Origin of the sequence: Rhodanobacter sp. OK091 (assembly GCF_900142825.1) — a bacterium.
Classification (GTDB): domain Bacteria; phylum Pseudomonadota; class Gammaproteobacteria; order Xanthomonadales; family Rhodanobacteraceae; genus Rhodanobacter.
On record NZ_FRCH01000005.1, the window covers coordinates 14,595 to 36,093 of the forward strand.

The window sequence follows — 21,499 nt, forward strand, 5'->3', positions numbered from 1 at the left end:
CATCTGGGTAGTGGCATTACGCGGGATAGGTCCCTCTCCCTCCTGCTTGCCTGAAGCCGCACGGAAATCCATGCTACGGATCGCATACAGGGGGCTGTGACACTCATGTCAGGGACATTCGGTTTGACCGTGCTGCTCGCCACGGCCGTTTTCACGGGAAGCGTCTTGGCGCAGGACACCATGCAGGCGCGCCCGCGGCCCAGCATCGACGACTTCGCACGCAACCCTGATTTCACCCAGGTCACGGTGTCGCCGGACGGCAACTATCTGGCGGCCTTGGTGCCCAAACCCGGCAAGCCGCATCAGAACCAGCTGGTGATTCTCGATGCCGGTACCGCCAAGCCGCTACGCGTCCTGAACTCGGGCCCCTACCAGCTCATCAGCCATTACCTGTGGGTGGGCAAGAGCCGGCTGATCGGCACGGTGGCCATCCAACTCGATGGCCTCGACACGCCGATACCGACCGGCGAGTTGTACGCCATCAATGCGGACGGCAGTCGGCCGGCCAACCTGTTCGGCTTCCGCGCCCGCGCAAACACCGAGACCGGCATTGGTCAGAAGCAGCGACGGGATGCGGCCGCGACCGTGATCAGTACCGAACTGGCCGACAGCGGCCGTGTGCTGATCGCAACCCGCGCATTCAGCAGCGACCGTGACGGCACCGATACCGGCATCGAAACACTCGATGTGATCACAGGAAGCAGCCGGCGCATCGGGGTTTCACCGGCGCACGACGCGGACTTCGTCGCCGACCACAACGGCCAGGTCCGTGTCGCCTCCGCCAGCCGCGACTTCCTCGACACGCTGCTGTGGACAAGACCCGACAATGACGCTCCGTGGGTTCTGGTCAACGACCCTGCCAAGTCAGGTGTCAACCTCGTGCCGATCGGATTCAACCGCGACAACAGCAAGCTTTACGTGCAAACCAGCCAGGGCGATGCACCCGACGCGATCGAACTGATGGACATGGCGAGCGGCGAACGCAACCTGGTCTACCAGGGACAGGTTGCCGATCCGATCCGCCTGCTACCCACCGCAGATGGCGAGGACTACTACGCCGCGATCACCGCGGAGGGCCGCCAGGATATTCATTACATCGACGCAAACAGCACTGAGGCCCAGCTCAACCGCGATCTCGCAAAGCAGTTCCCCGGGCGGCTGGTCTACCTCTCCAGTTTCAGTGCCAACGGCAAGCGCGCCATCGTCCATGAGCAAAGCGATCGCAATCCGGGCGACTATTTCCTGCTCGACCTGAATGCACGCAGCGCACACCACCTGCTCAGCACGTCACTCCACATCGATCCGTTGCAGATGCGCCCGATGCAGCCCATCGCCCTGAAGGCGCGCGATGGACTTGCCCTGCATGGCTTCATTACCTTGCCGATGGGACATGCACCGTTTCCCCTGGTGGTGCTCGTCCACGGCGGGCCGTTCGGCGTTTCCGATCCATGGGCGTTCGATCCGGAAGTACAGATGTTTGCCAGTCACGGCTACGCGGTTTTGCAGGTGAACTACCGCGGCTCGGGCGGCTATGGATCACGCTTCATCAGTCGCGGCTACAAGCAATGGGGACTGGCGATGGAGGACGACCTGATCGATGCCACGCGCTGGTCGATCCAGCAGGGTTACGCCGATCCCGCGCGCCTGTGCATCTACGGCGCAAGTTACGGCGGCTACGCCGCGCTGGAAGCGGTGGTGCGCGAGCCCGACCTCTACCGCTGCGCCATCGGCTACGCCGGCGTCTACGACATGCGCGTGCAGCTGGAAAAGAGCGACATCCAGGACACCAATGCCGGCGTGAGCTTCATGCGCCAGACCATGGGCGACGACCCCGCCAGCCTGCTGATGCATTCGCCCCTGGCGGGCGTGGACCGTATCAAGGCCGATCTTCTGTTGATCCACGGCGGCAAAGATCAGCGCGTGCCATTCAAGAATTTTCGCGAGTTCACCACCGCATTGGACAACCAGCACAAGGCGTACGAAACACTGGTGGAACCGGGCGAGGGGCATGGCTTCTTTGTCGAGGCCCACCGGATCGGGGCCTACGAGAAGATGATCGACTTCCTCGATCGCCATATCGGCGATCGCCGCACAGGCTCGCACCTGCGAACCGTCAGTCAGCCACTTACTGGGTCAAGGTGAGATTCAGCACTTCAGCCAGGCGGCGGCCGCCTTCGCGCAGGCGCTGTTCGGCCACCGGCAACTCGGCGCGCACATAAGCCGGGTTGATGTCGTGGCCGTCCGGATAGAAACCGGCTTCGGCGGTGATCCGGCAGGACTCTTCGGCCCATTGTGCGTAAGGGTTGTCCAGCGGCGCCACCGGTGCCGGCATCGCCACCGGAACCGGCGAGTCGAGCTGCTGCGCATAGGCCTGCCATTCGAGGCCGCGGGTGCGCAACATGCCCGAGTCCCACACCTTGTGCAGGTTGCTGCCCTTGCCGTCGAACTGCACTTGATAGGTATTGCCGCCCTTGTCGTCGCGGTAGCCGGCGTGCAGCGGCTGGTGGACGTCGCCGACAAAATGCACCACGAACTTCAGCGCCTCGCGGCGTGCGCTGTCCGACTGGCTGCGATCGCCGAGCACGCCCACGTAGTACTGCAGCGCCGACACCACGCAGCGACCGTCGCGGCAGTCGCGCGGTGGCGCGTAATCGCAGTCGCTGCCGCCGCGAAAATTGATGTAGTGCTGACCGCGGGTCTGCTTCCACAGGGCATCCTGCGCCGGGTCGTCCTGGATCTGATCGGCCCAGTTGGCGATGTCGGCCAGCGAACGCGTGTGCTCCGATGCCAGCAGGCGCTCGACCTCGGCCTCGGCCGCGGGACTGAGATGACGCTGCGCCAGTTCGGCCACCACGCTGTGACCTAGCGGCCCCCACGCCTGCACCGGTGCGGCCAGGAGGCAGGCAAGCAGGACAGTGGCGGCGCGACGGGTCGAGCTCATGCAGATGATCCTTTGGGCAATCGGGGCAGTCTGCCACAGCCGATTCGGGTTTTTATGACAGGTGCGGCAACGGCGGACACGGCGCAGCGAGCGGCCGGCCTCGATTGGCTGTAAAATCGCGGCTTTTCCGGCTGCCGTTCGCAGCCACGTTTTCATTCCTTCTGGAGGACGCCCACTCATGACCATCAAGGTCGGCATCAACGGCTTCGGCCGCATCGGTCGCAACGTACTTCGCGCCGCCGTGCAGAACTTCGGCAATGACATCGAAATCGTGGCGATCAACGACCTGCTTGAGCCGGACTATCTCGCCTACATGCTCAGCTACGATTCGGTGCATGGCCGCTTCAAGGGCGACGTCAAAGTGGAAGGCGGCCACCTGGTGGTCAACGGCAAGAAGATCCGCCTGACCCAGGAGCGCGACCCGGCCGCACTGAAGTGGAATGAAGTGAACGCCGACGTGGTGATCGAATCCACCGGCTTGTTTCTGGACAAGGTCACCGCGCAGAAGCATCTGGATGCGGGCGCGAAGAAGGTCATTCTGTCCGCGCCGTCGAAAGACGACACACCGATGTTCGTCTACGGCGTCAACGACAAGACGTACAAGGGCGAGGCGATCATCTCCAACGCCAGCTGCACCACCAACTGCCTGGCGCCCATCGCCAAGGTGATGCACGACAAGTGGGGCATCAAGCGCGGCCTGATGACCACCGTGCATGCTGCCACCGCCACCCAGAAAACCGTCGATGGCCCGAGCAACAAGGACTGGCGCGGCGGCCGCGGCATCCTGGAAAACATCATTCCCTCCTCCACCGGCGCCGCCAAGGCCGTCGGCGTGGTGATTCCCGAACTCAACAAGAAGCTCACCGGCATGAGCTTCCGCGTGCCGACCTCGGACGTGTCCGTGGTCGACCTGACCGTGGAACTGGAAAAGCCCGCGACCTATGCGGAAATCTGCGCGGAAATGAAGGCGCAAAGCGAAGGCGCGCTGAAGGGCATCCTCGGCTACACCACGGACAAGGTCGTCGCCACCGACTTCCGCGGTGACGCACGCACCTCGATCTTCGACGCCGACGCCGGCATCGCGCTGGACAACACCTTCGTCAAGCTGGTCAGCTGGTACGACAACGAATGGGGTTATTCGAACAAGTGCCTGGAGATGGTGCGGGTCGTGGCGAAGTAAAACGCTTTCGACGTGCGACAGGAAAGCCGGGCGCCCGCCCGGCTTTTTTGTGCGTTGCCGGCCAATGCCGCGACGCATGCGTGGTTTGGCTCAGCGCTTGAGCAAGGGCAGTTTGTCGGGCACGCCGTCCCACCTGGCGGCATCCTCCATTGCGGCGATCTTGCTGGTCAGCACCGGCCACTCTCTGGCCAGCTCCGCGTTGATCGACAGGAAGATCTCTTGCCCGGCCGGAACATCGAGCTCGGGGAAGATCGCGCCGACCGGACATTCCTCCACGCAGAGCGTGCAGTCGATGCATTCATCCGGATCGATAACCAGGAAATTCGGCCCGGCGTGGAAACAGTCTACCGGGCACACCTCGACGCAGTCGGTGTGCTTGCAGTTGATGCAGTTGTCGGTGACGACGTGCGTCATCGCGCCTCCTCCGGCGCCAGCCGATACGTGGCCCCAGTGTCGGCGATGACGGGTGCCCTCGTCATGATCCAGATCAGTGCCGGTCGTGTGCCATCGCGACAGAATGGCCGCGCATCTTCCCTTTTCCCCCACGGAGCCATACATCGTGCGCAAACTGATTGCGATCGCACTGCTCGGCCTGCTGTCCACCCCGCTGATGGCCGCCGAGTGTTCCACCACCGTCGAAGCCAACGACGCCATGCAGTACAACCAGAAGACCATCGCCGTACCGAAGACCTGCAAGACCTTCGGCGTGACCCTGAAACACACCGGCAAGCTGCCCAAGACCGCGATGGGCCACAACTGGGTATTGGCCAGCAGCGCCGACGAGTCCGGCGTGATCGCCGACGGCATGAAGGCCGGCGCGGCCGGCAGCTACGAGAAGCCGGATGACAGCCGTATCATCGCCCACACCAAGCTGATCGGCGGCGGCGAATCCGATGTCGCCACATTCAGTGTGGCCAAGCTCAAGGCAGGCGAGTCGTATGCCTATTTCTGTACCTTCCCCGGCCATGCAGCGCTGATGAAGGGCACACTGAGCCTGGGCAAGTAAACCTGGCCCACGATGTCCCGCATGAATCCACCAGACGTATTCGACGAGTCGGCCATCGCCGCCCTGGTCGACCGCTTCTACGAAAAAGTGCGGCGCGACCGGGAGCTCGGCCCGATATTCAACGCGGCCGTGCACGACTGGGACGAACACAAGCGTCTGCTCACCACGTTCTGGTCATCGGTGGCGTTGCGCGCGAGCAGCTATCGGGGCAACCCGATGGCTGCGCATCGGTCCCATCCGATCCGCGCCGAACACTTCGACCACTGGCTCGTGCTGTGGCGCGAAACCTGCGCGGAAGAACTGGACGAAGTCCACGCCGCGCAGATGCTGGAATATGCCCAGCGCATCGGCCATAGCCTCAAGCTAGGGCTCGGCTTGCGTCCGCAGGCACGTCCGCTCGGCGTGCCGATCGTGGGTGCCGGTCGCTGAACCTCATTTGCGGGAAGAAACCATCCTGTGGGAGCGACTTCAGTCGCGATGGCTTTTGGAAAACCAAGAGCATCGCGACTGAAGTCGCTTCCACCGATCCATCACGCCAACGCGTTCAACGCCGCGTCGTAATCCGGTTCATGCGCGATCTCGCCGACCAGCTCGGCATGGATCACCTTGTCGTGTTCATCCAGCACCACTACCGCGCGCGCGGCCAGGCCGGTCAGCGGACCGCTGGCAATCGCCACTCCGTAGTCGTCGAGGAACTGGCGGCCGCGCATCAGCGACAGATTGATCACCTTGTCCAGCCCTTCGGCACCGCAGAAACGCGCCTGCGCAAACGGCAGATCGGCCGAGATACACAGCACCACGGTGTTGTCGAGCCGGCTCGCCGATTCGTTGAAATGGCGCACCGACATGGCGCAGGTCGGCGTGTCGACGCTGGGGAAAATGTTCAGCACCTTGCGCTTGCCCGAAAATTTCGACAGCCCGGCATCGGACAGATCGCCGCCGACCAGCTGGAACGCCGGCGCGGTCGACCCGACCGCCGGAAACTTGCCGTTGACGCTGATCGGCTGACCCTTGAGCGTGACGTTGGACATGTTGCACCTCGTGAGGAAAAAACGGCCTACAAGTAGAACATGGTCTTGGCCAGAAAGACGATCCCTATCGTCAAGCCCAGCACGATACGGTGGGTAAGCTGGAACCGGCAGACGTCCATCCCGCCATGGCGCATCGCCCACATCGCGTCGACGAATATGGCCAGCACACCGAACGCCAGCAGCACCTTCAGCAGCAGTAGATTTCCGAAGCGCGAGCCGACGCAGTCGAGGCCGTCGCAACGGATGTCGAACAACATGCCGCCACTGACGAACAGCAGGATCACCACCGCCGGCATGAAGCGGCGTGCCGCTGCCATCACCGCCTGTTCGATCCGCTGCATGGTGGCGCCGTCGAAGTGCTTGTGCAGCGATTCGACCACCAGCACCTCGAACGTCACCGCGCCGGCAAACACGATCGCGCAGGACAAGTGCAGCAGGACGATCCATGGATACCAGGCAGACACGGCGAAGCTCGGCGAGAGGAAGAGGTACAGGCTCCACCGCCACCGACGCATCGGCCATGACTTGCATCAAGCGTCGCCGTTCCGTGCCTGCAGGAGCGGTTCCGCTTGCGCAAAAAAAAATAGGCACACGGTCATCCGTGCGATCCCCTGCGACAATTCGTGCGACGCACGTGCGGCAGGAACTGACCTGCGTCAAGAAGGCCCACCGGCATTGCCTCCAACATGCGTGCATGCTCGAAGGAAAATGCGCGATGAGTAGGCGTTCCGAGTTCTTTTCGGAGTTGCTCCGTGTGCGCGTGTGGATCCCGATCCTCGCCATGCCGAAATCCTGGACCTCCGCCATCGGGCACGCCCAGCCATGATCACGGAGTCTTCGATGGATACCATCCTGCGCCTCGTCAATCCGCAGCGTGAAGCCGAACGCCGCTGGGTGCACACCGCCCTGGCCAAGTTGATGCAGGAATCGGCGCGCTCGGCCGACACGCATCTGCTCAAGCTGAATTTCCCCGGATTCCACGGCATCGACTTCTATTTCAAGGACGAGGCCTCGCACCCCACCGGCAGCCTCAAGCACCGGCTCGCGCGCTCGCTGTTCCTGTATGCGTTGTGCAACGGGCGACTGCATGACGGCCAGACGGTGGTCGATGCCTCTTCCGGCAGCACCGCCATTTCCGAGGCGTGGTTCGCGCGCATGCTGGGGCTTCCGTTCGTCGCGGTGATGCCGGCATGCACCGCGCCGGGCAAGATCCGCGACGTGCAGGCACTGGGCGGCGAATGCGATCTGGTCGACGACCCCGCCCGGGTGCACGCACGCGCGGCCGAACATGCCGCACGCGGCGCCTGCCATCTGGATCAGTTCGGCCTCGCCGAACGCGCTACCGACTGGCGCGGCAACAACAACATCGCCGAGTCCATCATCGGCCAGCTCGCGCTGGAGGCGGAACCGGAACCGGAATGGATCGTCTGCGGCGCCGGCACCGGGGGTACTTCGGCCACGATAGGCCGCTACCTGCGCTACCGCCGACTGCACAGCCGCCTGTGCGTCGCCGAGCCCACCGGCAGCGGCTTCGTGCATGGCTGGCGCACGCGCGACGCCGGCGCCGTAGCCAGCCAGCCCACCTTGATCGAGGGCATTGGCCGGCCGCGGGTCGAGCCCGGTTTCCTGTTCGATGTGGTCGACCGAGTCATCGAAGTACCGGACAGCGCCTCGATCGCCGCCGCCTGGCTGCTGGAGGAACTGCTGGGCCGTCGCTACGGCGGCTCGTCCGGCACCAACTTCGTGGCTTGCCTGCAACTGGCCGCGTCGATGCGCGCCCGAGGCGAACGCGGCAGCATCGTCAGCCTGTTGTGCGATCGCGGCGAACGCTACGCACAGACGCTGTTCGATCCGCTGTGGCTGGCCGCCCATCGCATCGACACCACGCCATGGGACGCCGCGCTGCGCGCGAGCTTGGCCAGCGGCAGCATGCCGGTCGAAGCCAGCGCCACGACGTGAGCGCCATCGCTATGCAATACCTCGCGAAGCCCGCGATGACCTTCGCCGTGCTGGGCTATGGCCGCTTCGGCCAGGCCTTTGCCGACTTGTTGCTGCAGGCGGGACATCGTGTTCGCGCGTTCGATCCGCGCGCCGACGTCCCGACCGCGCTGGCTGCCGCGTCGATGTCCGCCGCGGTCGACGCCGCTTCATGGATCGTGCTGGCGATGCCGGTGCCGCAGATGCGCGATGCGTTGCACGCGCTGCGCCCGCGACTGCATGCGGGGCAGACCGTGCTCGACGTGGGCAGTGTGAAAATGCATCCCTGCGCGATGATGGACGAGCTGCTCGGCGCCGAGATCGCCCACGTCGGCACGCATCCGCTGTTCGGGCCGCTCAGCCTGGCCCGCGGCGAGCGGCCGCTGCGCACGGTGATCTGCGCCAGCGCACGGCACCCGCAGGCCGCGGCGCGGGCGCGCGCACTGTTTATCGAACTCGGCTGCGAAGTGATCGAGCAGGATCCGGACAGCCACGACCGCGCCATGGCGAATACTCACGCACTGGCCTTCTTCCTGGCCAAAGGCCTGGTCGATCTGGGCGTGGACGACGACATGACGCTGGCGCCGCCGTCGTTCCAGGGCTTGAAGCACATGCTGGCGGCGGTGCGCGGCGATGCCGGCCACCTGTTCGCCGCGATCCAGCGGGAGAACCCTTACGCCGCCGAAGCGCGTTCACGATTGCTCGTGTCGCTGGAGTCGATCCATCGCAAGCTGCTGGTCGACGACGATGATGATGATGATGATGCGGATGGCAGTCTGGCCATCCCCGGCAGCCCGGGCCTCTTCCCGTGAGCTTTCACGACCTGCGCGGTTTTCTCGCCTTGCTCGAACGCGACCGGCAGCTGCTGCGCGTCGCTGCCGCGATCGATCCGCATCTGGAATCCACCGCGCTGAGCCTGCGTGCGTTGCGCGAAGGTGGCCCGGCACTGCTGATGGAGCAGCCGGCGGGCGCGACGCATGCGCTGCTCGGCAACCTGTTCGGTCATCGCCGGCGCATCGAGCTGGCGCTGGCCGGGCGCCCGCTGGCCTCACTGCGCGAACTCGGCCAGCTGCTGGCGGCGATCAAGGAACCGCGCTGGCCATCCAGCCTGCGCCAGGCCTTGTCGAGCTGGCCGGAGCTGGCCCAGCTCGCCCACGTGGCACCGCAGCGCGTACGCGAGGCCGCGTTCGAGCACGAGACACTGCAGGGAAGCGAGATCGACCTCGCGCGCCTGCCGATCCAGCACTGCTGGCCCGACGATGTCGGCAAGCTGATCACCTTCGGCCTGGTGGTGACACGCGGCACGAACAAGCCGCGACAGAACGTGGCGATCTACCGCCAGCAGGTGATCGGGCCGAACCGCGTGATCATGCGCTGGCTGCCGCATCGCGGTGGCGCGCTCGACTACGCGGACTGGTGCGCCGCGCATCCGCAGCAGCCATTTCCCGTGCTGGTAGCGATCGGCGCCGACCCGGCTACCATGCTGGCGGCGGTGGCGCCGGTGCCGGACAGCTTGTCCGAATACGAATTCGCCGGCTTGTTGCGCGGCCAGCGCACCCGCGTCTGGCACAGTGAATTGGCCGGCCTGGATGCACCGGCCGGCGCGGAAATCCTGCTGGAGGGTTTCATTCATCCCGGCGACACCGCGCTGGAAGGTCCATTCGGCGACCACACCGGCTACTACAACGCTCAGGACCGCTTCCCCGTATTCACCATCGAGCGCATGCGTCTGCGGCGCGAGGCGATCTATCACGGCAGCTACATGGGCCGCGCGCCGCATGACGAACCGTCGGTGCTGGCGCTGGCGTTGAACGATATCTTCGTGCCGATTCTGCAGAAGGTGTTTCCGGAGATCGTGGATTTCTACCTGCCGCCGGAGGCGTGCTCGTACCGCATCGCCGTGGTCAGCATCCGCAAGCAATACGCCGGCCACGCACGACGCGTGATGATGGGCGTGTGGTCATACCTGCGTCAGTTCACCTACACCAAGTTCGTGATCATCACCGACGACGATATCGATGTGCGGGACTGGGCGCAGGTGATCTGGGCGGTATCGACCCGCGTCGATCCGGCGCGCGACGCGATGCTGATGGAGAACACGCCGATCGACTATCTCGACTTCGCCAGCCCGACCGCGGGGCTGGGCTCGAAGCTTGGCCTCGACGCGACCAACAAATGGCCGTCCGAAACAACCCGCACGTGGAGCCGGCCCATCGTGCCGGATGCAGCGGTGGAGCGACGCGTCGACACGTTGTGGGCGGTGCTGCGCGACAGGTAGGAGCGCACCCTGTGCGCGATGGCTCTTCGTCACGTGACGGAAGGCATTCGCGCACAGGGTGCGCTCCTACCGCCTCACGGTTCGTCGTGCATCACGTGTTCGACCGGAGCTGGCCTGTCCCAGCCGGGATCGTTGAAGTACTGCGGGTAGTGCGCGATCGCCGCACGCATGTCGGCTACCGCCCCGACCTTCTTCGGATCGGCCTTCAGCGCCTGTGCCGCGCTCATCAGCGGCGCCAGGATGCCGTGCAGCGCGGCATCAGGCTCGGGCGCCAGCTTGCAGTGGACAAACATGAAGGTCACCGCCTCCTCGACGGTGGTGGCCCGATCCACCGCCATCGGCGCGCTCATGTGACCCATCTCGTAGTGGCGCAGCTCGTCGACTGCGGCATACGCGCGGCGCATGCCGTCGCGCAGCGAGGTGTCGGGCGTCCAGCGCTTCACCGGCGCGGATGCGGCTGTCGTGGCGGCAAGCCTCATGAACGTGCCCGGGAACGGCGTAGGCAGTCATGACCACGCCGAGGCCAGCCGCCAGGGCAAGAACGGTTCTCATGGATTTCATGCAGGAAACTCCAGCAGGCAGTGCAGACTCCGCGAATGGAAGCATGCTAGCGCGCGACGACGCGGCCCCTACTGATTCATATCAACATCACGGCGCACCAGCCGCATTGTTTCGTTTCCGTCCCAATGGATTTTGATCGCGATCAAGTCGCAGGCAAATCCGTGCGCGATGGCTAACCGCCGCATGCGCGGACGCTGTGGCGTAACGTCGCAACCCCCAGGCTTCCCCACCGTGAAACTGACCTGCATCAATTGTCCTCAGGTGTCGTCTCGGAGAATGCGCGCGGCACACACCAACCTAAGGACAACAACATGAAATCCCTGCTTCCCCTGTTTATCGTTACCGCCCTCGCTGTCGGTGCGGCATCTACCGCGCACGCCACCGATACCGATTCCTGGGTGGTCCGTTTCGGGGCGCATACCATCAATCCTCAATCGGATAACGGTCATCTCGCCGGCATGAAGGCCAGCATCGACAGCGACACCAAGCCGACCGCCAGTCTCGAATATCTGTTCGCTCCGTCCTGGAGCGTCGAGATACTTGCCGCATTGCCGTTCAAGCACGAAGTCAGGCTCGATGGTCAGAAGGCGGCCAGCACCAAGCAGCTGCCGCCCGTGCTCGGCGTGAACTATCACTTCATGCCTGAGGCGCAGGTGTCGCCTTTCGTCGGCGCCGGCATCAACTACACGCGCTTCTTCAGCACCAAGGGCGAAGGCCTGCTGCAAGGCGCCAAGGTGAAGATCGACAACAGCTGGGGCGCGGCCGCGCACGCGGGTGTCGACGTCAAGCTGTCGGAGCGCTGGCTGCTGACCGCCGACGTGCGCTGGATCGGTATCAAGGGCGATGTGCATGTCAACGGCGCCAACGTGGGCACGGCGAAGGTCAACCCATGGGTCTACGGCCTGAGCTTCGGCTACCGCTTCTGATCTAAGGACGCCCGAGCATACCTTGGGGCGCTCGTGTCTTCCTTGAGCGCCCTTTCCTTTCGACACGCAGTCAGTGATCCGCAGCAAGGGCGGGTGGCGCCGCGTGGGCGCTGCCCGATCTCGCGCACATCAAGCGGACACCGCGGGATGTACCTGTACACCGCTACCGTCGCGCACGGTGACGTCCACCGCAATACCGTGACGCACGCTTTCGGTGACGATGCAGAAGTCCTCGAACTGTGCCAGCAACCGCTCGATCTGCGCGTAGCTGGCGGCGGTCTCCGGCAGCTCGATCGCCACGTCGATATGCACCACGCGCAGGCGGTTGTGCTCGTTGCGCTCCAGCCGTGCCTTCGCCCTGGCCACGATGCTGCCCGGGTTGTTCTTGTACTTGCGCAACGAGAACAACAAGCTGGCACTCAGGCAATTGGCCACGGCGGCGACCAGCATGCGCGACGGATTCGGGCCAGTGTCGCCGCCCAGCGGCGCGGATTCGTCGGTGTGCAGCGCGGGGATCGCGGTGTCGTCGAACTCGATGCGGAAAACGTAATCCGACTCCTGGGTCAGGGTGAGAGTGAATTCCTGGGTCTCGCTCATGCTCACGCTCCTTCGGGGGATGGTGTCTCGGGTAAGGGATGCCGCTGCAACCATACGTAATACAGCAGCGGAATTACCAGCAAGGTCAGCGCCGTCGACACCAGGATGCCGAAGATCAGCGACACCGCCAGGCCCTGGAAGATCGGATCGTCGACGATAAAGAGGCCGCCAATCATCGCCGCCACCCCGGTCAGCACGATGGGCTTCGCGCGCACCGCAGCGGCGTCGATCACTGCATCGCGCAACGACTGTCCGGCACTCAGCGCATGGTTGATGAAATCGATCAGCAGGATCGAGTTGCGCACGATGATGCCGGCCAGCGCGATCATGCCTATCATCGAAGTAGCGGTGTATTGCGCGCCCAGCAAGGCATGTCCCGGCATCACGCCGATCACGGTCAGCGGGATCGGCGCCATGATGATCAGCGGCACCACGTAGCTCTTGAACTGACCGACCACCAGCAGGTAGATCAGCAGCAGGCCGACTGAGTAGGCCAGCCCCATGTCGCGGAACGTCTCGAACGTGATCTGCCACTCGCCATCCCACTTCACCGCGGCGCGTGTGGTGTCGGTGGGCTGCGCGGTGAAGTACTGCTGCAGCAGCTGGCCGTCCAGCCGGTCGTGGCCCAGTTCGCCGACCAGCGAGAACATGCCGTACAGCGGGCTGTCGGTGGCGCCGGCATCGTCTCCGGTAACCGTGGCATAAGGCAGCAGATCCTTGTGATAGATCGCCTTTTCCCAGTTCGCCGGCTGCACGCCCACCACCTCGGACAGCGGCACCAGCGCACCGCCTTGCGCACGCATGCGCAACGCCAGCAGCTGGCTCATCGCCGCCTGGTCGCCCGCGTCAAGGCGCAGGCGTATCGGCACCGCATACTTCGCGTGGCCATCCATCAGGTAGGTCGCATCGTCGCCCGACAACGCGGTGCGCAACACCTGTGCGATGGACGCCTGATCCAGCCCCAGCCGCGCCGCGCGTGCACGATCGACCACCAGCACCTCGCGTGGCGCATCCGCTTCCACGCTGGTGTCGACATCGACGATGTCGGGGTTGGCCTTGAACTTCTGCTCGAGTTCGCGCGCCGTGCGGCGCACGCCGGCGTAGTCGGGTCCGTAGACCTCGGCCACGATCGGTGCGAGCACCGGCGGACCGGGCGGCACCTCGACCACTTTCACCGAAGCACCGTAGCGCGCGCCGATGCGGGCCAGCGCGGGCCGCACAGCCAGCGCGATGGCATGGCTCTGGCGCGAACGCTCGCTCTTGTCGACCAGGCTCACCTGCAGGTCGCCGACGATAGGGCCGCTGCGCAGGTAGTACTGGCGCACCAGCCCGTTGAAGGTGATCGGTGCGGCGGTACCGGCGTAGCTCTGCCAGTCCTTCACTTCGGGCACGCCGGCCAGGCTCTGCGCGAGTTCGCCGAGCAGCCGGTTGGTGCGCTCCAGCGTGCCGCCTTCGGGCATGTCCACCACGATCTGGAACTCGGACTTGTTGTCGAACGGCAGCATCTTCAGCACCACCGCCTTGATCACCACCAGGCCGACGGCGCCCAGCACCAGCACGCCCATCGCGGCAAACAGCAGACGGCGTCGACGCGGCGCACGGTTGCCATCGAGGAACGGCAGCATCAGGCGATGAAAGACGCGGTGCAGGCGACCGTCGCCCGCGGCATGACCTTCCGTCGGCGTCGCATCGGTGTGCCGGTGATGGCCGAGCAGCTTGAGCGCCAGCCATGGCGTCACGATCAGCGCGACCGCCAGCGACAGCAACATGCCGGCCGAGGCGTTGATTGGGATCGGCCGCATGTACGGCCCCATCAAGCCGGATACGAAGGCCATCGGCAGCAGCGCGGCAATCACCGTGAAGGTGGCCAGGATGGTCGGCCCGCCGACCTCGCTGACCGCCGCGGGAATCGCCTCGCGCAGGGTGCGCCCACCCAGCGCCATGTGCCGGTGGATGTTCTCCACCACCACGATCGCATCGTCGACCAGGATGCCGATCGAGAAGATCAGCGCGAACAGCGAGACCCGGTTGATGGTGAAGCCCATCGCCCACGACGCGAACAAAGTCAGCGCCAGCGTGATGACCACGGCGCTGCCGACCACGATCGCTTCGCGCCAACCCATCGTCAGCAGTACCAGCAGCACTACCGAGAAGGTGGCGAAGATCAGCTTGTGGATCAGCTTGTCCGCCTTGTCGGTGGCGGTCTGGCCGTAGTCGCGGGTCACCGTGACGTGGACGCCGGCGGGAATCACCACGCCTTCGAGCACACGCAGTCGCGCGCCGATCGCGCGGGTGATGTCGGCGGCATTGGTCCCCGGCTTCTTCGCTATCGCGATGGTCACCGCCGGCGCGTTGCCGGTGGCGGGGCCGGCCTTGCCGGCGGGCGCGCCGAACCGGACATAACGGCTGGGCAGATCGGCACCCTGATGGATCGCGGCCACATCGGAAAGGAGCACCGGCTGGCCATCCTTCAGGCCGATCACCAGCTGGGCCACGTCTGCCGCGTCGGCGAGAAAGCGTCCGGCGGTCACCGGCACGTCGCGGCTGCCTGTCACGCGATCGCCGGCCTGCGTCACCACATTGGCCGCACGCAAGGCATTCGCCAGGTCGCCGATCGCCATGCCGTACGCGGCCAGTTTCGCCGCATCCAGGTCCACCACTACCGCCCGCTCGGGTGCGCCGATGGTGTAGACGTCGCGCGTACCGGGCACGCGCTTCAATTCGGTTTCCAGCGTATGCGCGACTTCGGCCAGCTGGGTCGGGCCTCGCGCGGGATCGTCGCTCCACAACGTGAGCGCCATCACCGGCACGTCGTCGATGCCCATCGGCCGCACCAGCGGCCGGCCCACACCCAGGTTGGGCGGCACGAAGTCCTGGTTCTGGAACACCTGGTTGTACAGCCGCACGATCGCGGTCTGCCGCGGCACGCCGACCTGGAACTCCACCGTGATCACCGCCATGCCGGGCCGGCTCACCGAGTAGACGTGCTTGACGCCCTCGAGCTCGGCCAGCTTCTGCTCCAGCGGATAGGCCACCAGGTTCTCGACGTCGTGCACGTCGGCACCCGGGAACGGCACCATCACGTTGGCCATGGTCACGTCGATCTGCGGTTCTTCCTCGCGCGGCGTGATCATCACGGCGACCAGGCCGAGCAGCAGTGCCGCGATGGCCAGGATCGGCGTCAGCGGCGAACGCTGGAAGGTGCGGGCGATGCGGCCGGAGAAGCCGAGCCGTGGCTCACTCACGGCGCCGCTCCGCGCTTGCCGTCGGTCGACCTGTTCTCGATCAGCCAGCGCGCGGCGGCGGCCGGATCGGTGGCGACCCGTTCGCCGTCATCGAGCCCGGCCAGCACCTCGACCCGATCCGCATAGCGATGGCCGATGCGCAGCTGGCGCAAGGCTGCACCGTGTTCATCCAGCACGTATACGCCCAGCAATTCGCCTCGCTGCACCAGTGCGCTGGCCGGCACCAGCAGGCGTTTCGCCTCACCGGTGGCGAAGGCGACCTTTACTGTCATGCCCGGGTACAGGCCCGTATCGCCACCGGGCAACTGCAGCCGCACGTTGAAGGTATGCGTGCTCGGGTCGGCATACGGAAACACGCCGACGCTGCTGGCGGCAACGCGGCGTGCACCGTCACCGGCGAGCAGCACATCGGCCGCATGAAAATGGCGGATGGGGTCGACCGCGCTCTGCGGCACCCGTACGTTGACCCGCAGATCGTCCAGCGACTGCATCGCGATCAGTGGCTGGGGTGACGGCGGACCGGCCTGCACGGCCTCACCCACTTGCACGTAGCGGCGGGTGATGATGCCCGCATAAGGCGCGCGCAGCACCGTGTAGTCCAGCGCCTGGCCCACTTGATTCAACTGGGCTCGAGCCGACGCCAGTGCCGCCTGTGCCGCATCGCGCAGGGCACGCTGCTGATCCAGTTGCGCCGCGGAGACAAAACCCTTCGCGTAAACTGCCTTGATGCGTTCGTACGACGCGGCGGCCTCCTTGTAGGTCGCCGCGGCCGAAGCGACCTGCGCCTGTGCTGCGCTGCGCGCCGACTTCTGCTCGACATCGGTGAAGCGCACCAGCACATCGCCCTTGGCGACGACATCGTTGACGTCATGCGGCAACTCGAGCACTCGTGCGTTGGTTTGCGCCGTGATCGTGGCCTGATTCACCGCCTCCACCACGCCATCCCAGACCTGTTCGTCGTGCGCCGTCTGTGCGTGCACGACCACGCTGGCCAGCGCCGGTGGCGGGCTCTGCGCGGCAGTCGGCATATTCCGGTTGCCGCAGCCGGCCAGCGCGATGACCGCTAACGACATGGCGACGGGATGGAGGAAGAACTTCATGGCAATCGACTCCGGGTGTGTCATCGGGGTGGATTTACACCGGGCTGCGTTCCCGGCTTGAGCCGCTCGATGCCGAGAGCCTTCATCACGTACTTTTCGTAGATCGGATCGGTATTGCCCGAACGGATCTTGCGCATGAAATATTTCTCGAACGCGATCTTGGCCAGATGTACCCACCTGCCCTGCTTCGCCCAGGTGACATTGCGCGGCGGGATCTGCGGAAGAGCCACGAAGGCCGCGCCGCTGTCGCCCATGTCGGCCAGGCAAACCGCGTTCCAGGTCGCCTCGGCGGTGGCGGCATTGCCGTCGATGATGGCCTTGATGTTGGCGGTCAGCGCACCGACCATGGATTCGATCATGAAGCCGGTCTTGGGCGCCCCGGTCGGCACCGCCGTCGCTTCCACCGGCGGGATCGCCACGCATACCCCGGCGGCGAAGATGTTCGGAAACGCCGGATTGCGCTGGTGCTTGTCGATCAGCACGAAACCGCGCGGATTGACCAGACCCTCGACGTCCCGCACCGCAGCCACGCCGGTAAACGCGGGTATCACCATCGAGTAGGCGAATGGAAGCTTGTGCTCCTCCAGCGCCTGGCCGTGCGCGTCACGTTCGCTGACTTGCATCAGTCCGGGCTCGACCTTGTCGATGCGTGCGTTGGTGATCCACTTGATATGGCGCTGACGCAGCTCCTTCTCCAGCAAGCCCTTGGAGTCGCCGACGCCGCCCAGCCCCATGTGGCCGATATAAGGCTCGGGCGTCACGAACGTCATCGGCACCCGATCGCGCAATTTGCGCCTGCGCAAATCGGTGTCGAGGATCATCGCAAACTCGTAGGCCGGGCCGAAGCAGCTCGCACCCTGCGCGGCACCGATCACCACCGGACCGGGCGCTTTCAGGAACTCCTCGTACGCCTGCCAGGCAGCAGTCGCATGGGGCGTGGTGCAGACCGATTGCGTGTACCCGCCGAGCGGCCCCAGGCCCGGAACTTCATCGAATGCCAGGCGCGGACCGGTGGTGATGACCAGGTAGTCGTACTTCAGCTCGCGGCCATCCTGCAGCAGCACCCGGTTTTCCGTCGGGCGAACCGCGCTGGCCGGCGAGTCGACGAACGCGATGTCGTGCCGGCCCAGCGCTGCCGCGGCATCGATCTGCACGTCGGCAGGCTTGCGCCAGCCGATGCCGACCCAGGGGTTGGATGGCGTGAACGAGAACAGGCCACCCTCTCCGACTACCGTAACGCGATGGGCGCTACCCAACGCGGCCTTGATTTCATAGGCGGCACTCATGCCGCCCAAACCCGCACCAATGATGACGACGTCGCACATGGCCGACTCCTACTCAGGGTTGTTGACAGCGTGCGCTGTCCGAGCATGGCCGGACTTGAGCCCAGTCAAGTCGGCAAGAGATGGCTCGTTGTCGACAAGCCGGACAAGCCGGATTGGCACGGACATCGCGCGGGGACTTCCCGACGTGGCCACGGTGCTACCTGGTCTCGTCGATGATGCGCGTGACGACCTGCTCCACTTCGCCAGCCGTCGCCACCAGCGCGGGATCGGTCGAGAGCAGACCGAGCATCGGCACCGGCCGTATCATGCCGATCCAGGTCTTGCCGGCGTCGGTGTAGACCGAAATGCGGCAGGGCAGCGCCATGTTCAGCCGCATGTCCGCCGCCAGCACGCTGGCCGCCTGCCTCGGGTTGCATACTTCAAACACCTTGCACTGGCGCTCGAACGCGATGCCCTTGCCGCGCAACGCGGCACCCAGATCGTGCACGTGCAACACGCTGAAGCCGTTGCGCGTAACGGCTTCGGCCAGGTCGGCGGCGGCCTGCTCCGGCGTCTTGGATGTTTCAACGATGTAGTACATGGCTCACCTCGTCCAGATGGACAACGGCACTCAGGACGGAAAGGCGCAGCCGGGTTTCAGGCCCAGTTTGCGCAACAGCATCGCGAGCGGGCAGAAGCCGGTGAACGCGGACTGCAGCAGGTTGGCGCCCACGAACACCGACAGCCAGATCCAGCCCGGCGCCACGAAATGCGCCAGCGCGATACCCACCAGCACGACGGTGCCGGCGAAACCCAGAACGACACGATCGACATTCATGGCGAAACTCCCGTGGTGGATGGAAACCGATGTGCAGCTCACTTATTCAAGTGTTTCTAAATTAGATTTATCTTAATTAGAGTTTCATGGTAAAGTCAAGCCCGCGGAATCGACAACTGCAATCGCGAGGAATACCACCCGATGAACATGCCGGCCGATGCGGATCTGAACCTTATGCAGTCGCGCGCCGAAGAGGCCTCGCAACTGCTCAGGACCCTGGGCAACGCGCAGCGGCTGCGCGTGCTGTGCCTGTTGCTGGACGGCGAGATGTCGGTGGGGCAGATCAACGAACAATTGCCCGAACTCAGCCAGTCGGCGCTGTCCCAGCATCTGGCCCGGCTGCGCAACGAAGGTCTGGTCAGCACCAGGCGCGAGGCACAAACCGTCTGGTACACCCTGCCCGCGGGCCCCGCGCACGCCATCATCGCCTCGCTGTACGACATCTACTGTGCGACAGACACCGCGCGCGGTGCGAAGAGCCGCTCCGGCCGCAGGCGCCGCGCCGGCTGACATTCACCGTGCATCTCCAGGCCAGGCCTGTTCACTGACACGATCGGGGTTGATCCAGGTCAGCACGGCGGCCTGGGGCAATCGCGACAATGCGCCCCGAACTCCCGGCTTCGAGGTGTCCATGCAACTGGTCTGTCCCGCCGGCAACCTGCCGGCGCTGCAAGCGGCGATCGACGCCGGCGCCGATGCGGTCTACGCGGGCTTTCGCGATCAGACCAATGCGCGCGCTTTTCCCGGCCTCAACTTCAGCGACGCGGAGCTGCGCGACGGCATCGCCTATGCGCACCAGCGTGGAAAGCAGGTCTATCTGGCGCTGAACACCTACCCCGACAGCACGCGTCTGCGGCAATGGTACGGCGCGGTGGACAAGGCCGCCGAGTTCGGCTGCGACGCCATCATCGCCGCCGAGATGGCGGTGCTCGACTACGCCACACGCATGCATCCCGCGCTGAAGCGGCATCTGTCGGTGCAGGGTTCCGCCACCACCGCGCCGGCGCTGCGCTATGCCTACGAGCGCTTCGGCATCAGCCGCGCGGTGCTGCCGCGGGTGCTGTCGATCCAGCAGGTCGAGCGCCTGTGCGAAGGCTCGCCGGTGCCGCTGGAAGTGTTCGCGTTCGGCAGCTTGTGCATCATGGTCGAAGGCCGCTGCCAGCTGTCCAGCTATGTCACCGGCGCCTCACCGAACCGGCACGGCGTGTGTTCGCCGGCCAGCTTCGTGCGCTGGGAGGAACACGACGACGGTCGCCGCAGCGTACGGCTGAACCAGGTGCTGATCGACAAGTTCGAGCCGGCCGAACCGGCCGGCTACCCGACCGTGTGCAAGGGCCGCTTCGACGTGGGCGGCGAGATCTTCCACGCACTCGAAGAACCGACCAGCCTGAACACGCTGGAGCTGCTGCCGCGATTGGCGCAAGCCGGCGTGGCGGCACTGAAGATCGAAGGTCGCCAACGTGGCGTGGCCTATGTCGGTTCAGTCACCCGCACCTGGCGCGCGGCGCTGGACCGTTACCGCGACGCCCCGGCCAGCTGGAGCCTGCAGCCTGGCTGGCAGCAGTCGCTATCGAAACATGCCGAGGGTCATCAGACCACGCTCGGTCCCTATCACCGTTCCTGGCATTGAGGCGACGACGATGAAACTCAGTCTCGGACCGCTGCAGTATTTCTGGCTGCGCGAACGCACGCTGGCGTTCTACCGCGCGGCTGCCGACTGGCCGGTCGACATCATCTATCTGGGCGAGACGGTATGCAGCAAGCGCCGCGAGCTGAGCACGCGCGACTGGATCGTACTGGCCGGCGAGCTGGCCGCCAGTGGCAAGCAGGTCGTGCTGTCGTCGCTGGCGCTGATCGAAGCCGAGTCCGAACTGGGCGTGCTGCGGCGGCTGGTCGATCACGGCGGTTGCTGGATCGAGGCGAACGATCTCTCCGCCGTGCAGCTCTGCCGCGAACGCCGGCTGCCGTTCGTCGCCGGCCCCACGCTCAATGTCTACAACCATCGCGCGCTCGCGATGCTGATGGACGATGGCCTGCGCCGCTGGGTACCCGGCGTGGAGCAAGGCTATAGCTTGTTGCGCGAACTGCGCGACGCGATGCAGGCGGAAGGCCGGCCGATGCCGGAACTCGAGGTGATCGCCTTCGGCCGGTTGCCGCTGGCCTTCTCCGCACGCTGCTTCACCGCACGGGCGCTCGACGTCGGCAAGGACCAGTGCGACTTCCGTTGTATCGACTATCCCGACGGCATGCCGCTGGCCACGCGCGAGGGCCGGCCGTTCCTGCGCATCAACGGCATCCAGATCCAGGGCGAGGAGGTCACCGACCTCGGCCCCGAACTGCCGGCATTGCGCGAACTGGGCGTGGATGTATTGCGGCTGTACCCGCAAGCCGCGGGCATGGCCGAGATGGTGGCTCACTTCCATCTCGCCCGCCGCTCGCCGGTGGCACCGCCACGCATCGGCGCCCGCAACGGTTACTGGCACGGCGAGCCGGGCATGCACATGACCGGGCTCGCATAAGCTCGTCCTCGACCCTGCTCACGAGCAGCGGGGAA

General features: G+C 65.3%; 22 protein-coding genes. 11 read left to right on the top strand and 11 right to left on the bottom strand.

Going from position 1 to position 21,499, the window contains the following annotated elements; translation table 11 throughout:
• Nucleotides 1-105: 105 nt before the first annotated feature.
• Nucleotides 106-2,142, top strand: coding sequence for a S9 family peptidase (locus BUA26_RS17965; protein ID WP_083573079.1), 2,037 nt, complete (start codon nucleotides 106-108; stop codon nucleotides 2,140-2,142).
• Here BUA26_RS17965 and BUA26_RS17970 read toward each other — a convergent pair.
• Nucleotides 2,126-2,941, bottom strand: coding sequence for a S1/P1 nuclease (locus BUA26_RS17970; protein WP_072762281.1), 816 nt, complete (start codon nucleotides 2,939-2,941; stop codon nucleotides 2,126-2,128). The two genes, BUA26_RS17965 and BUA26_RS17970, sit on opposite strands and share 17 nt — an antisense overlap.
• Nucleotides 2,942-3,119: 178 nt before the next feature.
• On the opposite strand from BUA26_RS17970, the gene gap reads away from it, so the two are divergent.
• Nucleotides 3,120-4,121, top strand: a complete 1,002-nt coding sequence (gap, locus tag BUA26_RS17975) for a type I glyceraldehyde-3-phosphate dehydrogenase (protein ID WP_072762282.1) — start codon at nucleotides 3,120-3,122, stop codon at nucleotides 4,119-4,121.
• 90 nt (nucleotides 4,122-4,211) lie between these two features.
• On the opposite strand, the gene fdxA is transcribed toward gap, so the two are convergent.
• A complete protein-coding gene (gene fdxA, locus BUA26_RS17980; RefSeq protein ID WP_072762283.1) occupies nucleotides 4,212-4,535 on the bottom strand; it encodes a ferredoxin FdxA in 324 nt (107 codons plus the stop codon).
• Nucleotides 4,536-4,680: 145 nt separating this feature from the next.
• Here fdxA and azu point away from each other — a divergent pair, with 145 nt between their 5' ends.
• Together azu and BUA26_RS17990 are read left to right on the top strand one after the other, a co-directional pair.
• Complete coding sequence (gene azu, locus BUA26_RS17985) at nucleotides 4,681-5,127, top strand: azurin (protein ID WP_072762412.1); 447 nt, start codon at nucleotides 4,681-4,683, stop codon at nucleotides 5,125-5,127.
• A gap of 12 nt (nucleotides 5,128-5,139) precedes the next feature.
• Nucleotides 5,140-5,556 carry a group III truncated hemoglobin gene (locus BUA26_RS17990; RefSeq protein ID WP_143154325.1) on the top strand — a complete coding sequence of 139 codons (417 nt, stop codon included), beginning with the start codon at nucleotides 5,140-5,142 and terminating at the stop codon, nucleotides 5,554-5,556.
• Nucleotides 5,557-5,657: 101 nt separating this feature from the next.
• On the opposite strand, the gene tpx is transcribed toward BUA26_RS17990, so the two are convergent.
• Entirely contained in the window at nucleotides 5,658-6,158 is a 501-nt protein-coding gene (tpx, locus tag BUA26_RS17995; protein ID WP_072762285.1) for a thiol peroxidase, read from the bottom strand.
• A gap of 26 nt (nucleotides 6,159-6,184) precedes the next feature.
• A complete protein-coding gene (locus BUA26_RS18000; RefSeq protein WP_072762413.1) occupies nucleotides 6,185-6,622 on the bottom strand; it encodes a hypothetical protein in 438 nt (145 codons plus the stop codon).
• A 376-nt stretch (nucleotides 6,623-6,998) separates the two neighbouring features.
• On the opposite strand from BUA26_RS18000, the gene BUA26_RS18010 reads away from it, so the two are divergent.
• From BUA26_RS18010 to BUA26_RS18020, 3 genes are read left to right on the top strand one after another with little or no spacing between them, the layout of a single operon-like run.
• Nucleotides 6,999-8,117: a PLP-dependent cysteine synthase family protein gene (locus tag BUA26_RS18010; protein WP_072762414.1), complete on the top strand. Its 1,119-nt coding sequence runs from the start codon at nucleotides 6,999-7,001 to the stop codon at nucleotides 8,115-8,117.
• A 35-nt stretch (nucleotides 8,118-8,152) separates the two neighbouring features.
• Nucleotides 8,153-8,947, top strand: coding sequence for a prephenate dehydrogenase/arogenate dehydrogenase family protein (locus BUA26_RS18015; RefSeq protein ID WP_072762415.1), 795 nt, complete (start codon nucleotides 8,153-8,155; stop codon nucleotides 8,945-8,947).
• Complete coding sequence (locus BUA26_RS18020; protein WP_072762287.1) at nucleotides 8,944-10,413, top strand: UbiD family decarboxylase; 1,470 nt, start codon at nucleotides 8,944-8,946, stop codon at nucleotides 10,411-10,413. The genes BUA26_RS18015 and BUA26_RS18020 overlap by 4 nt, the downstream gene beginning before the upstream one ends.
• Nucleotides 10,414-10,487: 74 nt before the next feature.
• Here the strand turns inward: BUA26_RS18020 and BUA26_RS18025 are convergent, their stop codons facing one another.
• Nucleotides 10,488-10,892 carry a DnrO protein gene (locus tag BUA26_RS18025; RefSeq protein WP_255368412.1) on the bottom strand — a complete coding sequence of 135 codons (405 nt, stop codon included), beginning with the start codon at nucleotides 10,890-10,892 and terminating at the stop codon, nucleotides 10,488-10,490.
• Nucleotides 10,893-11,285: 393 nt separating this feature from the next.
• On the opposite strand from BUA26_RS18025, the gene BUA26_RS18035 reads away from it, so the two are divergent.
• Nucleotides 11,286-11,900 (top strand): OmpW/AlkL family protein, encoded by a 615-nt coding sequence (locus BUA26_RS18035; RefSeq protein WP_072762289.1) that lies wholly within the window; start codon nucleotides 11,286-11,288, stop codon nucleotides 11,898-11,900.
• A 129-nt stretch (nucleotides 11,901-12,029) separates the two neighbouring features.
• Here BUA26_RS18035 and BUA26_RS18040 read toward each other — a convergent pair whose 3' ends face one another.
• From BUA26_RS18040 to BUA26_RS18065, 6 genes are all read right to left on the bottom strand, one after another.
• Nucleotides 12,030-12,497 (bottom strand): OsmC family protein, encoded by a 468-nt coding sequence (locus BUA26_RS18040; RefSeq protein WP_072762290.1) that lies wholly within the window; start codon nucleotides 12,495-12,497, stop codon nucleotides 12,030-12,032.
• Nucleotides 12,498-12,499: 2 nt separating this feature from the next.
• Nucleotides 12,500-15,742, bottom strand: coding sequence for an efflux RND transporter permease subunit (locus BUA26_RS18045; protein WP_072762291.1), 3,243 nt, complete (start codon nucleotides 15,740-15,742; stop codon nucleotides 12,500-12,502).
• A complete protein-coding gene (locus BUA26_RS18050; protein ID WP_072762292.1) occupies nucleotides 15,739-16,842 on the bottom strand; it encodes an efflux RND transporter periplasmic adaptor subunit in 1,104 nt (367 codons plus the stop codon). The genes BUA26_RS18045 and BUA26_RS18050 overlap by 4 nt, the downstream gene beginning before the upstream one ends.
• A gap of 20 nt (nucleotides 16,843-16,862) precedes the next feature.
• Nucleotides 16,863-18,167 (bottom strand): NAD(P)/FAD-dependent oxidoreductase, encoded by a 1,305-nt coding sequence (locus tag BUA26_RS18055; protein ID WP_072762293.1) that lies wholly within the window; start codon nucleotides 18,165-18,167, stop codon nucleotides 16,863-16,865.
• 157 nt (nucleotides 18,168-18,324) lie between these two features.
• Nucleotides 18,325-18,708 carry a DUF302 domain-containing protein gene (locus BUA26_RS18060; RefSeq protein ID WP_072762294.1) on the bottom strand — a complete coding sequence of 128 codons (384 nt, stop codon included), beginning with the start codon at nucleotides 18,706-18,708 and terminating at the stop codon, nucleotides 18,325-18,327.
• 30 nt (nucleotides 18,709-18,738) lie between these two features.
• Nucleotides 18,739-18,945 carry a YgaP family membrane protein gene (locus BUA26_RS18065; protein ID WP_072762295.1) on the bottom strand — a complete coding sequence of 69 codons (207 nt, stop codon included), beginning with the start codon at nucleotides 18,943-18,945 and terminating at the stop codon, nucleotides 18,739-18,741.
• Nucleotides 18,946-19,086: 141 nt separating this feature from the next.
• Between BUA26_RS18065 and BUA26_RS18070 the strand changes: the two genes are divergently transcribed.
• The 3 genes from BUA26_RS18070 to BUA26_RS18080 are packed head-to-tail and all read left to right on the top strand — an operon-like array spanning nucleotide 19,087 to nucleotide 21,464.
• A complete protein-coding gene (locus tag BUA26_RS18070) occupies nucleotides 19,087-19,455 on the top strand; it encodes an ArsR/SmtB family transcription factor (protein ID WP_072762296.1) in 369 nt (122 codons plus the stop codon).
• Between the two features lie 49 nt (nucleotides 19,456-19,504).
• The gene (locus tag BUA26_RS18075; RefSeq protein ID WP_343124231.1) at nucleotides 19,505-20,575 is read left to right on the top strand and encodes a ubiquinone anaerobic biosynthesis protein UbiU; all 1,071 of its coding nucleotides are present in this window, start codon (nucleotides 19,505-19,507) and stop codon (nucleotides 20,573-20,575) included.
• 10 nt (nucleotides 20,576-20,585) lie between these two features.
• Nucleotides 20,586-21,464 (top strand): U32 family peptidase, encoded by an 879-nt coding sequence (locus BUA26_RS18080; RefSeq protein WP_072762297.1) that lies wholly within the window; start codon nucleotides 20,586-20,588, stop codon nucleotides 21,462-21,464.
• The last annotated feature ends 35 nt before the right edge of the window (nucleotides 21,465-21,499 follow it).

What these genes read in the sequence shown, in the direction of transcription:
- BUA26_RS17965 (WP_083573079.1), top strand. Translation starts at nt 106, where the DNA reads ATGTCAGGGACATTCGGTTTGACCGTGCTGCTCGCCACGGCCGTTTTC.
- BUA26_RS17970 (WP_072762281.1), bottom strand. Translation starts at nt 2,941, where the DNA reads ATGAGCTCGACCCGTCGCGCCGCCACTGTCCTGCTTGCCTGCCTCCTG.
- gap (WP_072762282.1), top strand. Translation starts at nt 3,120, where the DNA reads ATGACCATCAAGGTCGGCATCAACGGCTTCGGCCGCATCGGTCGCAAC.
- fdxA (WP_072762283.1), bottom strand. Translation starts at nt 4,535, where the DNA reads ATGACGCACGTCGTCACCGACAACTGCATCAACTGCAAGCACACCGAC.
- BUA26_RS17990 (WP_143154325.1), top strand. Translation starts at nt 5,140, where the DNA reads ATGTCCCGCATGAATCCACCAGACGTATTCGACGAGTCGGCCATCGCC.
- tpx (WP_072762285.1), bottom strand. Translation starts at nt 6,158, where the DNA reads ATGTCCAACGTCACGCTCAAGGGTCAGCCGATCAGCGTCAACGGCAAG.
- BUA26_RS18010 (WP_072762414.1), top strand. Translation starts at nt 6,999, where the DNA reads ATGGATACCATCCTGCGCCTCGTCAATCCGCAGCGTGAAGCCGAACGC.
- BUA26_RS18015 (WP_072762415.1), top strand. Translation starts at nt 8,153, where the DNA reads ATGACCTTCGCCGTGCTGGGCTATGGCCGCTTCGGCCAGGCCTTTGCC.
- BUA26_RS18025 (WP_255368412.1), bottom strand. Translation starts at nt 10,892, where the DNA reads ATGAGGCTTGCCGCCACGACAGCCGCATCCGCGCCGGTGAAGCGCTGG.
- BUA26_RS18035 (WP_072762289.1), top strand. Translation starts at nt 11,286, where the DNA reads ATGAAATCCCTGCTTCCCCTGTTTATCGTTACCGCCCTCGCTGTCGGT.
- BUA26_RS18040 (WP_072762290.1), bottom strand. Translation starts at nt 12,497, where the DNA reads ATGAGCGAGACCCAGGAATTCACTCTCACCCTGACCCAGGAGTCGGAT.
- BUA26_RS18050 (WP_072762292.1), bottom strand. Translation starts at nt 16,842, where the DNA reads ATGAAGTTCTTCCTCCATCCCGTCGCCATGTCGTTAGCGGTCATCGCG.
- BUA26_RS18055 (WP_072762293.1), bottom strand. Translation starts at nt 18,167, where the DNA reads ATGTGCGACGTCGTCATCATTGGTGCGGGTTTGGGCGGCATGAGTGCC.
- BUA26_RS18060 (WP_072762294.1), bottom strand. Translation starts at nt 18,708, where the DNA reads ATGTACTACATCGTTGAAACATCCAAGACGCCGGAGCAGGCCGCCGCC.
- BUA26_RS18065 (WP_072762295.1), bottom strand. Translation starts at nt 18,945, where the DNA reads ATGAATGTCGATCGTGTCGTTCTGGGTTTCGCCGGCACCGTCGTGCTG.
- BUA26_RS18070 (WP_072762296.1), top strand. Translation starts at nt 19,087, where the DNA reads ATGAACATGCCGGCCGATGCGGATCTGAACCTTATGCAGTCGCGCGCC.
- BUA26_RS18080 (WP_072762297.1), top strand. Translation starts at nt 20,586, where the DNA reads ATGAAACTCAGTCTCGGACCGCTGCAGTATTTCTGGCTGCGCGAACGC.